The organism is Stenotrophomonas sp. CCNWLW162, from assembly GCF_037203745.1.
Classification (GTDB): Bacteria; Pseudomonadota; Gammaproteobacteria; order Xanthomonadales; family Xanthomonadaceae; genus Stenotrophomonas; species Stenotrophomonas maltophilia_AQ.
In genome coordinates this window covers 1-13,382 of sequence record NZ_JBBCBL010000012.1, presented here as the reverse complement: position 1 = coordinate 13,382, position 13,382 = coordinate 1, and the positions used below count along the sequence as shown (strand labels likewise).

General features: G+C 67.1%; 12 protein-coding genes. 4 read left to right on the top strand and 8 right to left on the bottom strand.

Annotation, left to right across the window (positions count from 1 at the left end):
* Positions 1-14: 14 nt before the first annotated feature.
* The 6 genes from kdpC to pyrE all read right to left on the bottom strand — a co-directional run bounded on the left by kdpC (position 15) and on the right by pyrE (position 6,106).
* Positions 15-665 (bottom strand): potassium-transporting ATPase subunit KdpC, encoded by a 651-nt coding sequence (gene kdpC, locus V9K93_RS19775; RefSeq protein WP_049421487.1) that lies wholly within the window; start codon positions 663-665, stop codon positions 15-17.
* Positions 662-2,719, bottom strand: coding sequence for a potassium-transporting ATPase subunit KdpB (gene kdpB, locus V9K93_RS19770; RefSeq protein WP_100435505.1), 2,058 nt, complete (start codon positions 2,717-2,719; stop codon positions 662-664). Before kdpB ends, kdpC begins: the two co-directional genes overlap by 4 nt.
* Before the next feature lie 10 nt (positions 2,720-2,729).
* Complete coding sequence (kdpA, locus tag V9K93_RS19765; RefSeq protein ID WP_136639892.1) at positions 2,730-4,439, bottom strand: potassium-transporting ATPase subunit KdpA; 1,710 nt, start codon at positions 4,437-4,439, stop codon at positions 2,730-2,732.
* A 12-nt stretch (positions 4,440-4,451) separates the two neighbouring features.
* Positions 4,452-4,544, bottom strand: a complete 93-nt coding sequence (locus V9K93_RS19760) for a potassium-transporting ATPase subunit F (RefSeq protein WP_012509821.1) — start codon at positions 4,542-4,544, stop codon at positions 4,452-4,454.
* Positions 4,545-4,764: 220 nt separating this feature from the next.
* Positions 4,765-5,427, bottom strand: a complete 663-nt coding sequence (locus V9K93_RS19755) for a hypothetical protein (RefSeq protein WP_136639891.1) — start codon at positions 5,425-5,427, stop codon at positions 4,765-4,767.
* Between the two features lie 19 nt (positions 5,428-5,446).
* Positions 5,447-6,106, bottom strand: a complete 660-nt coding sequence (pyrE, locus tag V9K93_RS19750; protein WP_253079054.1) for an orotate phosphoribosyltransferase — start codon at positions 6,104-6,106, stop codon at positions 5,447-5,449.
* 162 nt (positions 6,107-6,268) lie between these two features.
* On the opposite strand from pyrE, the gene V9K93_RS19745 reads away from it, so the two are divergent.
* The 3 genes from V9K93_RS19745 (at position 6,269) to V9K93_RS19735 (ending at position 8,679) form a co-directional block, all read left to right on the top strand.
* On the top strand, positions 6,269-7,069 hold the full coding sequence (locus V9K93_RS19745) for an exodeoxyribonuclease III (protein ID WP_099589074.1): 801 nt from the start codon (positions 6,269-6,271) through the stop codon (positions 7,067-7,069).
* Complete coding sequence (locus tag V9K93_RS19740; RefSeq protein WP_136639890.1) at positions 7,066-8,370, top strand: AmpG family muropeptide MFS transporter; 1,305 nt, start codon at positions 7,066-7,068, stop codon at positions 8,368-8,370. Before V9K93_RS19745 ends, V9K93_RS19740 begins: the two co-directional genes overlap by 4 nt.
* Positions 8,371-8,448: 78 nt before the next feature.
* Positions 8,449-8,679, top strand: coding sequence for a hypothetical protein (locus tag V9K93_RS19735; RefSeq protein WP_032972567.1), 231 nt, complete (start codon positions 8,449-8,451; stop codon positions 8,677-8,679).
* 106 nt (positions 8,680-8,785) lie between these two features.
* Here V9K93_RS19735 and V9K93_RS19730 read toward each other — a convergent pair whose 3' ends face one another.
* Both V9K93_RS19730 and V9K93_RS19725 read right to left on the bottom strand, forming a co-directional pair.
* Complete coding sequence (locus V9K93_RS19730; RefSeq protein ID WP_136639889.1) at positions 8,786-9,913, bottom strand: anhydro-N-acetylmuramic acid kinase; 1,128 nt, start codon at positions 9,911-9,913, stop codon at positions 8,786-8,788.
* A gap of 65 nt (positions 9,914-9,978) precedes the next feature.
* The gene (locus tag V9K93_RS19725) at positions 9,979-11,451 is read right to left on the bottom strand and encodes a M23 family metallopeptidase (protein WP_136639888.1); all 1,473 of its coding nucleotides are present in this window, start codon (positions 11,449-11,451) and stop codon (positions 9,979-9,981) included.
* A gap of 167 nt (positions 11,452-11,618) precedes the next feature.
* Between V9K93_RS19725 and tyrS the strand changes: the two genes are divergently transcribed.
* Entirely contained in the window at positions 11,619-12,830 is a 1,212-nt protein-coding gene (tyrS, locus tag V9K93_RS19720) for a tyrosine--tRNA ligase (RefSeq protein ID WP_006388280.1), read from the top strand.
* Positions 12,831-13,382 lie beyond the last annotated feature (552 nt).

The following is a 13,382-nucleotide window of genomic DNA, read 5'->3' as shown; positions in this document are numbered from 1 at the left end:
GGTGCAGGCCGGCATCACGGTGCCTTGGCCGCGTGGTCCAGTGCGAAGTTCAGCGTCACCACGTTCACCCGTGGCTGCCCGAACAGGCCCCACTGGCGTCCCTCGGTATGCGCCTGCACCAGGGCCTGCACGCGCTCCACCGGCAGGCCACGGGCGCGCGCCACGCGTGCCACCTGCAGCTGCGCCGCGGCCGGCGACAGCTGCGGATCCAGGCCACCCGCGGACTGTGTGACCAGGTCCGCCGGTACCTGCGCCGGGGTGACGCCTTCGCGCGCGGCGACCGCAGCAGTGCTGGCGGCAACACGTTCGGCCAAGGCCGGGTTGCTGCGGGCCATGTTGGAACCGGCAGCGGCCATCGGGTCATAGTTGGCCGCCGACGGACGCGCCTGGAAATAGCCGTCACCCGTGAACGGCTGCGACAGCCACGCCGAGCCGCGAACCTGGCCGTTGCCATCGCGCAGCAGGCTGCCCTCGGCCTGGGTCGGGTACGCCAGGCCGGCAAAACCAGTGGCGATGCCGGCGTAGACCGCACCCGCCAGCAGCAGTGTGGCCAGGCCCAGGCCGATCGCCGGGCGCCAGCTGGCGCCATCCTGCAGGCTGGCCACGCGGGCCTCGGCCTTCTGTTCGCGCGGAAGGGAAGATGAAGTGGAAGCAGTACGGTTCATGCGCCGAATACCAGGACAAGAAGGAGGTCGATCGCCTTGATCGCCGCGAACGGCAGCAGCACGCCGCCGAGGCCGTACACCAGCATGTTCCGGCGCAGCAGCGCGGTTGCAGTGGCCGGGCGGAAGCGCACGCCACGCAGGGCGAGCGGGATCAGGGCGGGAATCACCAGGGCGTTGAAGATCAGCGCCGCCAGCACCGCATTGCGCGGGCTCGACAGCTGCATCACGTTCAATGCGGCCATGGTCGGCACGGCGGCGGCGAACAGCGCCGGCAGGATCGCGAAGTACTTGGAGACGTCGTTGGCCAGCGAGAAGGTGGTCAGCGCACCGCGGGTGATCAGCTGTTGCTTGCCCACTTCCACCACTGCCAGCAGCTTGGCCGGATCCGAATCGAGGTCGACCATGTTGCCGGCCTCCTTTGCCGCCTGCGTGCCGGAGTTCATTGCCAGGCCGATGTCGGCCTGGGCGAGCGCCGGTGCGTCGTTGGTGCCGTCGCCGACCATCGCTACCAGGCGGCCACCGGCCTGTTCCTGGCGGATGCGTGCCAGCTTGTCTTCCGGGCGCGCTTCGGCGATGTAGTCGTCGACGCCGGCTTCGGCGGCGATGGCGGCGGCGGTCAGCGGATTGTCGCCGGTGATCATCACCGTGCGGATGCCCATCGCCCGCAGCTGCGCGAACTTCTCGCGCATGCCGTGCTTGACCACGTCCGACAGCTCGATCACGCCCAGCACGTGGCGACCTTCGGCCACCACCAGCGGGGTGGCACCATTGCGTGCGACCTGCTCGACGCGACCGGCCAGTTCAGCCGGCACGTTGCCGCCCAGCGCCTGTACGTGGGCACGGATCGCATCGGCGGCGCCCTTGCGGATCTGCCGCCCATGTTCCAGATCCACGCCGGACATGCGGGTCTGCGCACTGAACGCCAGGTACTCGGCCTGCTCCGGTTCGGCGGTGGCGCAGCCCTGTTCGCGCGCCAGGCGCACGATCGACTTGCCTTCCGGGGTCGGGTCGGCCAGCGAAGAGAGCAGTGCTGCTTCGCGCAGCTGGCTGGCGTCGATGCCGGCCAGCGGATGGAAATGGCTGGCCTGGCGGTCGCCGTAGGTGATGGTGCCGGTCTTGTCCAGCAGCAGCACGTCGACGTCGCCGGCCACTTCCACCGCCTTGCCCGACTTGGCCAGCACATTGGCGGCCAGCGCACGGTTCATGCCGGCGATGCCGATGGCCGGCAGCAGGCCGCCGATGGTGGTCGGGATCAGGCACACCAGCAGCGCGATCAGCAGCAGCGGGTCGACCTTGACGCCGACCGAGGCACCAATGGCCGGCAGCGTTGCCACCACCACCAGGAAGGTCAGCGTCATCGCCGCCAGCAACAGGGTCAGCGCGATCTCGTTCGGGGTCTTCTGGCGGTTGGCGCCTTCCACCAGCGCGATCATCCGGTCCAGGAAGCTGTGGCCCGGTTCGGCGGTCACCCGCACGATGATCTGGTCGGACAGCACCTTGGTGCCGCCGATCACGCCGGAGCGATCGGTACCGGCCTCGCGCAGCACCGGCGCCGATTCGCCGGTCACCGCGGCTTCGTTGATGGTGGCCAGGCCCTGCACGATCTCGCCATCGGCCGGCACCAGCTCACCGGCGCTGACGATCACGTGGTCGCCCGGGCGCAGTTCGGCGGCCGGCACCTGGGTTTCGGCGGCACCCGGTTGCGGCGCGGCCAGCCGGCGTGCCACCAGGTCCTGGCGGGCACGCCGCAGCGACGCGGCCTGGCCACGGCCACGTGCTTCGGCCACGGCTTCGGCGAAGTTGCCGAACAGCACGGTCACCAGCAGGATCGCGGTCACTGCCAGGCCAAAGCCGAGCGGCGCGTTGCCGGTCAGGGTGACGATTGCGGCGACGATCGTGCCGGCCATCACCACCGCCATCACCGGGCTGCGCACCAGATGCATCGGCGACAGCTTGAGAACCGCTTCGATCAGCGCACGGCGCAGGCCGGCGCCATCAAGCAGGGCAGGGCGCGGTGCATGGGTACTACGGGTTGAACTTGCTTGGGTACTCATCAGGGTGTCCTTAGTGCAGTCCCAGGCTCAGGTGGTCGGCGATCGGGCCGAGTACCAGCGCCGGCATGAACTGCAGCACGGTCAGGATGACGATCACCGAGACCAGGGTCAGGGCGAAGGTCGGGGTTTCGATCTGCAGGCTGCCGGCCGATTCCGGTGCCTGGCGCTTGGCGGCCAGCTGTGCGGCCACCACCAGCGGGATGATCAGCAGCGGGAAGCGGCCCAGCAGCAGCACCAGCGAGCAACTGAGGTTCCACCAGAGCGTGGCGTCACCCAGTCCTTCGAAGCCCGAACCGTTGTTGGCATAGGCCGATACGTACTCGTAGAAGACCTGGCTGATGCCATGGAAACCGGGGTTGGAGGTGCCGGCCAGGCCGGGCACGGCCAGGGTTATCGCGGTGAACACCAGCAGGGTGATCGGCTGCAGCAGCACCAGCAGGGCCAGCAGGCGTACCTGTGGCGTCTCCAGCTTGCGGCCGAACAGTTCCGGCGTACGCCCGGTCATCAACCCGGCCAGGAACACGCCCAGCAGCAGGTACACGATGAACTGCTGCAGGCCGCAGCCGATACCGCCCCAGATCGCGCTGACCAGCATGTTGACCATCGCGATGCCGCCACTCAGTGGTGCCAGCGAATCGTGCATGCCGTTCACCGAACCGTTGGAGACCTGGGTGGTCACCGCCGCCCACAGCGCGGTGCCATCGGCGCCAAAGCGTACCTCCTTGCCTTCCATCAGCAGCGGCGTGGCGGCGCTGGCACTATGCCCCTCGCTCCACACCATGGCGCCGGTGGACAGCAGCGACATGCCGAGCATGCAGCTGAACACCAGGACGCCGAAGCGGCGTCGGCCGGTGAACGCGCCGATCATGAAGATCACTGCCATCGGCACCAGCAGGATGCCAACGATTTCCAGCGCATTCGAAACCGGCGTCGGGTTCTCCAGCGGGAAGCTGCTGTTCGGGCCGTACCAGCCGCCGCCGTTGGCACCGAGCTGCTTGGCCGCGACCATCGCCGCCACCGGGCCCAGCGGCAGTTTCTGTTCGGCCATGCCAGCGCTGGCATCGATAGGCGTCGCCTGTGGCCCACCGGCCATCGTCGACGGCACGCCCTGGCTGGTCAGCACCAGCGTCCACACCAGGCACAGCGGCAGCAGGAAGCGCACGCACAGGCGCACCACGTCCACGTAGTAGTTGCCCACCGCCACCTGGCGGTCATCACCGGTACCACTGGCCGCTGCGGCCTGCGGCGAACGCGAGAACAACGCGCGCAGCGTGGCCACCGCCAGCGCCAGGCCCATCATCGGCGTCACCACCTGCAGGCCGGTGATGCCGGTCATCTGCGAGAGGTAGGACAGCTGCGCCTGGCCCGAATAGTGCTGCTGGTTGGTGTTGGTCAGGAACGAGATCATCGTGTGCAGCGCGGTGTCCCAGCGCATGTTCGGGATCTGGTCCGGATTCAGCGGCAGCCAGGCCTGGGTCATGAACACCGCCTGGGTCAGCACCGCCACCACCACGTTGCTCAGCACGAAGGCCAGCACGTAGCCGCGCCAGGACATCGAGCGCGACGGGTCGACGCCGAACACCCTGTACAGCGGTTTCTCGATCCAGTGGAACAACACGTCGACCTTCATCGGCGCGCCACGCATCACGCGCGCCAGATACAGGCCCAACGGCCAGGCCAGCAGCAGGCTGGCGGCAAGAATGACAATAATCTCAGTCATGGCAGTCTCCGCTCAGAACGACTCGGGCCGCAGCACGACATAAAGAAGATAGGCGGCGGCGACCAGCACCACGACGCCACACAACAACGACAGCCAGGGGGACATTGCATTAGCGTCCTGGTGGAACCCCTCCACCTCAGGCCGTCATCGTCGTCCTGCCCCCCATAAACGCACTACGCGCCGGACCGGGCCGACGCGTAAAGAGTGCATAAATTCCGCCGGCCAAACCGTAACCAGCCGCACCTGCTGCAGAGCCGAGCCCATGCTCGGCTGCTCTTTGCCGAGGTCACGCGGAGCCGGGCATGGGCTGGGCGCTACAGGGGAATCAGGGGGCCTGATCTGCTGGCACCAGCCCCTTGAGCTCGCGATAGCGCTGCAGGCTGCTGTCGATCTCGGCCTTCAATGCCTGCTGCTGCTGCAGGAATCCGGCCTGCAGGCGCTGCTGCGCCTGCAGCTGCACATGCCGTTGGCGGATCGCCTCGGCCTGCTTGTCGGCCACCTTGCCGCCGGCCAGCTCACGGTCACCGGCGGCCGACAGCAGCGCCACCAGCGATTCGCGCAGGCTGGTGACGTTGTACTCGGCAGTCTTCAGGTTGTTGTCCAGCACTTCCTGGCGCTCGGTGAACACCCGGCGCAGGTCGTCCTCGCTGCCATAGGTGGACAGCATCGCCTGCTCGGTACGCTGGCGGGTCTGCGTGGCCATCAAGTCCAGCTGTTGCTGCTGCGCCACGGTGCTGGCGGCAGCGCGCTCCTCGTCGGTCAACGCGCGCTGGACCTGCGCATTGCGCAGGCCACTCTTCGCGTTGAACTCCTCGCGGGCATGGTTGACCGCATCGGCCGGCAGCGAATCACTGCAGATCCGCTCCTTGCCCTCGTTCCAGCAGTACAGCTTCTTTTCCGCCTTGCCGCTGTCGCGCGACTGCGCCGGCACGGTGAACGGCAGGGCCAGCAGCAGGCCGGCGAAGAGAACAGCAGGAACTCGGGACATGACCTTTCCCCTGGGTCGGTCAGCGGATCGAACGGACGCCGTACTGGGCCCGGTAGGCTTCCAGCGGCTGCCGGTAACCGACAAGTTCCGGGTTGCCGGAGGCGAAATCAAGCAGGTCGGCCAGCGTCGCCACGGCGATCACCGGAATGCCGGCCTCTTCGGCCACGGCCTGTGCGGCGGAGCGATGGTCGGTGTCCGAGGCGATCTCCTGGCGGTCCAGCGCGACCACGATGCCGGCCGGGATGCCACCGGCGTCGCGGATGATGCCCAGCGCTTCGCGGATCGCAGTGCCGGCGGTGATCACGTCATCGACGATCAGCACGCGCTTGCCATTCATGTCGGCGCCGATCAGCTGGCCGCCTTCGCCATGGGCCTTGGCTTCCTTGCGGTTGAACGACAGCGGCAGGTCGCGGCCACGCTGGGCCAGCTCGCAGGCCATCGCGGTGGCCAGCGGAATGCCCTTGTAGGCCGGGCCGAACACCACGTCGTACTTGATCCCGCTGGCGTCGATGGCGTCGGAATAGCACGCGCCCAGCTGCGACAGCAGGGAGCCGGAGTCGAAGCGACCGGCGTTGAAGAAATAGGGGCTCAGCCGGCCGGACTTGAGGGTGAACTGGCCGAAGCGCAGGGCATCGGCGGTCAAAGCCAGCTGCAGGAAACGGTGACGGTGGTCGCTCATCAAAACTCGATTCATCTTCATTTGGAGCACAAATCCTAATCCAGCTGGGCGTTTCGCGCTCGTCCAGCACTTTGTGAAGGGTGCCCGGGCGGTGCCTGGCGGACTGCGCAGCCCGGCAGGCAACCGGTATGCTTGCCCGGTTTCCCGCCGCAGGTCCCCCGCATGCGCATCATCAGTTTCAACGCCAATGGCATCCGTTCCGCCGCGACCAAGGGCTTCCTCGACTGGTTCCGTGCCCAGGACGCCGACGTCCTGTGCATCCAGGAGACCAAGGCCCAGGAAGACCAGCTGACCGACCCGATGTTCCGCCCGGACGGCCACCACTGCTTCTACCGCGACGCCATCACCAAGAAGGGCTACAGCGGCGTGGCGATCTACAGCAAGCGCGAGCCGGACCAGGTCATCACCTCGCTGGGCTGGGCCCCGTTCGACGACGAAGGCCGCTACATCGAAGCGCGCTACGGCAACCTCAGCGTGGTCTCCTTCTATATCCCGTCCGGCAGCTCGGGCGACCTGCGCCAGGGCTTCAAGTTCGAAGTGATGGAATGGCTGCGGCCGATCCTCGAGGAGTGGGCGCGCAGCGGCCGCGACTACGTGCTGTGTGGCGACTGGAACATCGTGCGTTCGGCGCTGGACATCAAGAACTGGAAGTCCAACCAGAAGAACTCCGGCTGCCTGCCGGAAGAGCGCGACTGGCTCAACGCCCTGTGCGCCGACCACGGCCAGACCACCGATGTCGCCACCGGCCGCGGCTGGGCCGACGCCTACCGCCTGCTCAATCCCACCGGCGAGGACTACACCTGGTGGAGCAACCGTGGCGCCGCCCGAGCCAACAATGTCGGTTGGCGAATCGACTACCAGTTCATCACCCCGGGCCTGCGTGACCGCCTGCGCAGCTGCTCGATCTATCGTGATGAGCGCTTCTCCGACCACGCTCCGTTCATCGTGGACTACGACCTGTGACCGAGGCTGCCAAGCCGGTCAGCTACAAGGGTTGGGCAGGAATCAAGCGCGCCTTCGGCACACCGTCGGCGCTGACCATGGCCATGCTGGGCTTCGGCAGTGGCCTGCCGTTCCTGCTGATCGCCTCGCAGACCCTGTCCACGCGCCTGCGTGACGTTGGCCTGGATCTGGGCAGCATTGGCCTGATCAGCCTGGCCAGTTTCTTCTACCTGCTCAAGTTCCTGTGGGCGCCGCTGCTGGACCGCTACGCCTTCCCGTTGCTGGGCAGGCTTGGCCGCCGCCGCTCATGGTTGCTGGTATCGCAGGTGATGGTGCTGGTCGGTCTGGTCGCGCTGGCCTTCGTACGGCCCGAGCAGGGGGTCTGGCCGCTGGTGATGTGGGTGCTGGTGGCGTCATTTGCCGGTGCCACCCAGGACTCGGCAGTTGATGCCTACCGCATCGAGATCGCGCCACAGGCGGCCCAGGCGGCGCTTGCGGCCACCTACACGCTGGGCTATCGGATCGGCCTGATCCTGGCAGGTGCAGGCGCGTTGTACCTGGCCCAGTTCGAAGGCTGGATCATCGCCTATCTGGCCATGGCGGCGCTGATGCTGCTGCCGATCATCACCACCCTGCTGTGTACCGAACCAGAGCGTCCGGCCACGGCCGTGCAGCGTCGCATCGATGTTGCCGAGGCTTTCGTCCAGCCGATCAGCAGCTTCTTCACCCGCAACGGCGTGGCGTTGGCGTTTGCGTTGCTGGCCTTTGTCGGCTTCTTCAAGTTCCCCGACCAGGTCATTGGTGTGATGGCGGGGCCGTTCTACCTCGACTCCGGATTCGACAAGGCGGACATCGCCACGGTCTCCAAGCTGTTCGGCGTGTGGATGGGGATTGCCGGCGCCTTCCTGGGTGGCATCGCGGTGGCGGCGTTCGGCTTCCGGCGCATGTTGCTGGTGGCGGCGCTGGGGGTGGCCTTGTCCAACCTGGCCTTCCTGCTGATGGCGCACAATCCAGGCAAGCTGTGGGCGTTCTATGCCGCGCTCAGTGCCGACAACCTGTTCCAGGGCTTTGCCGGCACCGTGCTGGTGGCCTTCATGTCGTCGCTGACCGACCGCAATTTCACCGCCACCCAGTATGCGCTGCTGGTCTCGCTGGCTAACCTGCCGGGCAAGTTCGTCGGCGGCGTGTCCGGCTACATTGTCGAGGCCACGTCCTACAGCACGTTCTTCATCCTCAGCTCGGTAACGGTGGTACCGACCCTGCTGCTGCTGGTCTGGCTGTGGCCGCGCATCGCCGACCGCGGGCCGCCACCGGTCGCCTGATTGCCTGCCCGCCCGGTCTGCGGGATCATCGCCCCCGACGCGCCGAGGGGGCGGTGCCTTGCGAACGGGGAAGTGAGCATGGCCGACGTTGTGCTGCGGGACCTGGACCCGCTGTTGCTGGAACGCATCCGACGGGTCGCGGTCGCTCGCGGCTGGACCCATGAACAGACCTGCGAGGCCTTGCTGGAGCAGGGCTTGTTCAGCAGTGAACTGGAAGTCCGCTCCGGCTTCGGTGATCCCGAAGTGGACGCCCTTTCCGATGCCATCGCCGCCCTGCAGGCGTTGCCCGCAGGGCAGGGCTTCGACTGACCTGACACCTGGTCGCGGTGATACCTGCCGGCCGGGCATGGCCCGGCGCTGCCGGGATGCTGCCGACGGGGTAGCGCCGGGCCATGCCCGGCGGATGTAGCCCCGCTCAGGCCAGGTGGATCGCGCCCAGGATCCGCGGGCCCTTCGCCCCGGTCACACTCGGCAGGTTGCCGGCCAGCCCGTCCATCGTCCGCTGTGCCAGCCACGCAAAGCCCATCGCTTCCACGTACTCCGGGTCCAGACCGTGCACCGCACTGGACTCCACCTGCACCCCCGGCAGCCGCGCCGTCAGTCGCCGCATCAGCTGGGTATTGCGCACGCCGCCGCCACACACCAGCAGGCGTCGTGTCTGCGGCTGCTGTGCCAGCAGTGCATCGACCACCGTCGCCACGGTCAGCTCCAGCAACGTCGCCTGTATGTCGGCGGCGGTGTACTGGCCTTCGCCCATGTGCGCCTCGGCCCAGGCCAGGTGGAACTGCTCGCGGCCGGTACTCTTCGGCGGCGGCAGTGCGAACCACGGGTCCGAGCGCCAACCCGCCAGCAGGCCCTCGTCCACCGCGCCACTGGCCGCGTACGCGCCGTCGGCATCGAAGGTGCGGCCGGTGTGGCGCTGGCACCAGGCATCCATCAGCGCGTTGGCCGGGCCGGTATCGTAGCCACGCACCGCGCCCTCGCGCGGGATCAGGGTCAGGTTGGCGATGCCGCCCAGATTCAGCACTGCGCGGTCTTCATCGGCAGTGCCCAGCATGCCCAGATGGAATGCCGGCATCAGCGGCGCACCATGGCCTCCGGCTGCCACGTCGCGGCGACGGAAATCACACACCGTGGTGATCCCGGTCAGCTCGGCGATGCGGTTGCCGTCGCCCAGCTGCACGGTGAACGCCGGGTCGGCCAGTGGCCGGTGGCGCACGGTCTGCCCATGCGAGCCGATCGCGCGCACCTGGCTGTGGTCCACGCCGGCCTCGGCCAGCAGCTGGTTGGCCGCCTCGGCAAAACGGATCGCAATCCGCGCGTCCAGTTCGCCGAGCTCTTCCAGCGAATCCAGCGGTCCGCCTTCGCCCAGCGCCACCAGCCGCGCGCGCAGCACCGGCTCCCAGCGGGCGGTCAGCCCATGCACGAAGCGGCAGCCACCACTGGCGGGGAACTGCACCAGTGCGGCATCGATGCCGTCGGCGCTGGTGCCCGACATCAGGCCAAGGTACAGGGGGGCGTCGCTGTCGGCAGTCGTGTTCATGGCAGGCATAAAAAAAGGACGCGGCAAGCTTGGGCTGCCGCGTCCTTCTTCGTCAACGCATGGGCTCAGCCGCGCTTGCGGCCGGTCGTCTGCTTGTCCTTGGCGCTGGCCACCTCGGGGGCGGCCTCGTCGCGGCCGGTCGGCGTCGGGCTGGCGTCGGCGTAGATCAGCTTCTCCATGCCCTGGATGCGGGCCATCGCCGGCGCGGTCTGCGCACGGAAGGCGACCAGCTCGGCACCCTTCAGCGGCTCCGGCGGCGGCATGGTCACGGTCAGCGGATTGCGATGCTCGCCGTTCACGCGGAATTCGTAGTGCAGGTGCGGGCCGGTCGCCAGGCCGGTCGAGCCGACATAGCCGATCACCGTGCCCTGCGCCACGCGCTGGCCGGTCCGGATGCTCGCAAAGCGCGACATGTGGCCGTACAGGGTGGTGTGGCCACGGCCGTGGTCGAGGATCACCACGTTGCCGTAACCGCGCTGCACGCCGGCGAACTGCACACGGGCGTCGCCGGCGGCCATGATCGGGGTGCCGGTGCGCGCGGCGTAGTCCACGCCCTTGTGCATGCGCATCTTGCCCAGCACCGGGTGCTTGCGCGCACCGAAGGTCGAGCTCAGCCGCGCGAACGGGATCGGCATGCGGATGAAGCTCTTCTTCAGCGAGCGGCCGTTGATGTCGTAGTACTCGGACTTGCCGTTGCGGTCGAAGCGGAAGCCGGAATAGGTCTTGCCACCGGTGGTGAAGGTGGCCGCGAGGATCTTGCTGGTGTCCACCTTCTCGCCTTCGCGCCAGGTTTCATCCATCACCACGCTGAAGCGGTCGCCCGGCTGCAGGTCCTTCGAGAAGTCGATGTCGTACTTGAAGATGTCGTCGGTCATCGTCGCGATCGCCGACGGCGACAGCCCGGCCCGGCGGGCCGCAGCGTACAGCGAGCTGGTGATCTCGCCGCTGGTGACCACGGTGCGGGTGGAGGTCTCGCGTTTGGTCACCTTCTCCTTGATGTCGTCGCCGGACAGGCTCAGCTCGACCCGGTTGTCGGCATCGCGGTCGAAGCGGATGCTGCGCAGGTCGCCGGACAGCGGCATGTCGAAGGCGATCTCGGCACCCGGGCGCAGCTTGGTCAGCGCCTCGCGCGCACCCGGATGGTCCAGCACCCGGTGCAGGGTGGTAGCCGGGATGCCGGCCTTGTCGAACAGGTCGCTCAGGGTCTGGCCGCGCTGCACGCGCAGCACCTGCCAGCTGTCACCGGGCACCTGCTGCTGTCGGGCCATGGTCAGCGGCGGCAACGGCAGCGCCAGGCTGGTATGGCTGTCGGCGAAGGGCGCATCGATGGTGTGCGAGAAGCCGGGGACGATCGTCGCCACCAGGGCGCCGATGGTCGCGAACAGGCTGGCATGCATCCAATGGCGGCGGGTCCAGCGCTCATTGAAGGCGGCGGGAAGATGTTGCCTGAGCTTCCGATGCAGGGCGTTGTCGTGCAGGACGTGGAGGCGTTCCTGGAAGCGCTGCTTGCGTGCGCGCCCTTGTTCGGAATTGTGCATCGGCGGTTCTTTCCTGGCAGCCCGGGAGCGCGGGCCTGATCGCCGGTTACCATAGACACCTGAGAAAACGGCGTCAAACCCTTGTGCCCATTGGCTTTTGTGAAGCCAATCGGGTTAACTTTGCTTTAACACCCCACACAAGAATCGGCGTTGCCGGGAGTAGTCACGTGTCCTCGATTGAAGAAGCCCTTGCCCTGATCGGCCGCGGTGCCGACGAGATCCTCAAGCTCGAGGATCTGCGTGCGCGCCTGCAGGAAGGTCGCCCGCTACGGATCAAGGCCGGCTTCGACCCCACCGCGCCCGACCTGCACCTGGGCCATACGGTGCTGCTGAACAAGATGCGCCAGTTCCAGGACCTCGGCCATCAGGTCATTTTCCTGATCGGCGATTTCACCGGCATGATCGGTGACCCGTCCGGCAAGAGCCTGACCCGCAAGCCGCTCAGCAAGGACGACGTGCTGGCCAATGCCCGTACCTATGAAGAGCAGGTGTTCAAGGTGCTGGACCGCAGCCGTACCGAAGTCCGCTTCAACTCGGAGTGGTTCGGCAAGATGGGCGCGGCCGACATGATCCGCCTGGCCGGCCAGCACACCGTGGCGCGCATGCTCGAGCGCGACGATTTCGCCAAGCGCTACGCCGCCCAGCAGTCCATCGCCATCCACGAGTTCCTGTACCCGCTGGTGCAGGGCTACGACTCGGTGGCCCTGGAAGCCGACGTCGAGCTCGGCGGCACCGACCAGAAGTTCAACCTGCTGATGGGCCGCGGCCTGCAGGAGCACCACGGCCAGAAGCCGCAGGTGGTGCTGACCATGCCGCTGCTGGAAGGCCTGGACGGCGTCAACAAGATGTCCAAGTCGCTGGGCAACTACATTGGTATCAGCGAGCCGGCCATCGACATCGTCACCAAGACCATGAAGGTGGACGACACCCTGATGTGGCGCTGGATCGAGCTGCTGTCCTTCGACATCAGCCAGGCCGAAGCCGTGCAGCTGCGCGAGCAGGTGGCCAATGGCGGCCTGAACCCGCGCGTGGTCAAGCTGCGCCTGGCCCGTGAGCTGGCGACCCGCTTCCATGACGCCGCAGCGGCCGAACAGGCGGTTGCCGGTTGGGAAGCGGCGGTGACCGGGCAGGGCGACATCACCCAGCTGCCGCTGCAGGACGTGGCGATCCCGGCCGAAGGCCTGCGTATCGCCGCGCTGCTGACCGCGGCGGGCCTGACCCCGAGCAACTCCGAGGCCAACCGCAAGCTCAAGGAGCGTGCGGTCAAGGTGGACGGTGAAGTGGTGGAAGACGGCCAGCAGGTGCTGCAGCCGGGCTTCGAGGGTCTGCTGCAGGTCGGCAAGCGCACCTTCGCCCGCGTACGCCTGGTCGCTGCCTGATACAAGGAAGGGCCGGCGCCAGCCGGCCCTTCCTTGTGCTCTTGTAGAGCCGAAGGCAACGGCAGGAGCCGTTGCCAACGTCGCTTGCGACGGCCCGCAGGGGGGCGGGCAAGGACGCCCGGCATAGCCGCGCTCGGCTGCTCTTCGCGGAATCCTCCCGCAGCGTGCGATGGATGAATGAACGCAACATCCAGCAAAAAAAGTTGCCACACCCCCTTCACAAATGACCGGAATGGGGACATACTTCTCCTCCCCCGTCGCAGGGGTCGCCACCAAGGGGCTTCAGCGACAACAGGGCGCCCACCACCGCCGAACGAGATGATCGAACGAAGGTGTTGACGGACTGAAAAAGTCTGGCATAATGGGCGGCTCGCTACGAAGGAAACTTCGCAGCATGCGGGAATGGCGCTGAGGCCACTTCCCCGGATCTTTGAAAGTATGCGCAGGTATCTTGTGAAGGCGCCTGCAGGAAGGGTGATTGTCCATCTTGCAGACGTTTGATCAAGCAACTATTAATTGTTTTAAAGCAAGCGATACGTTGCCAGAATCATT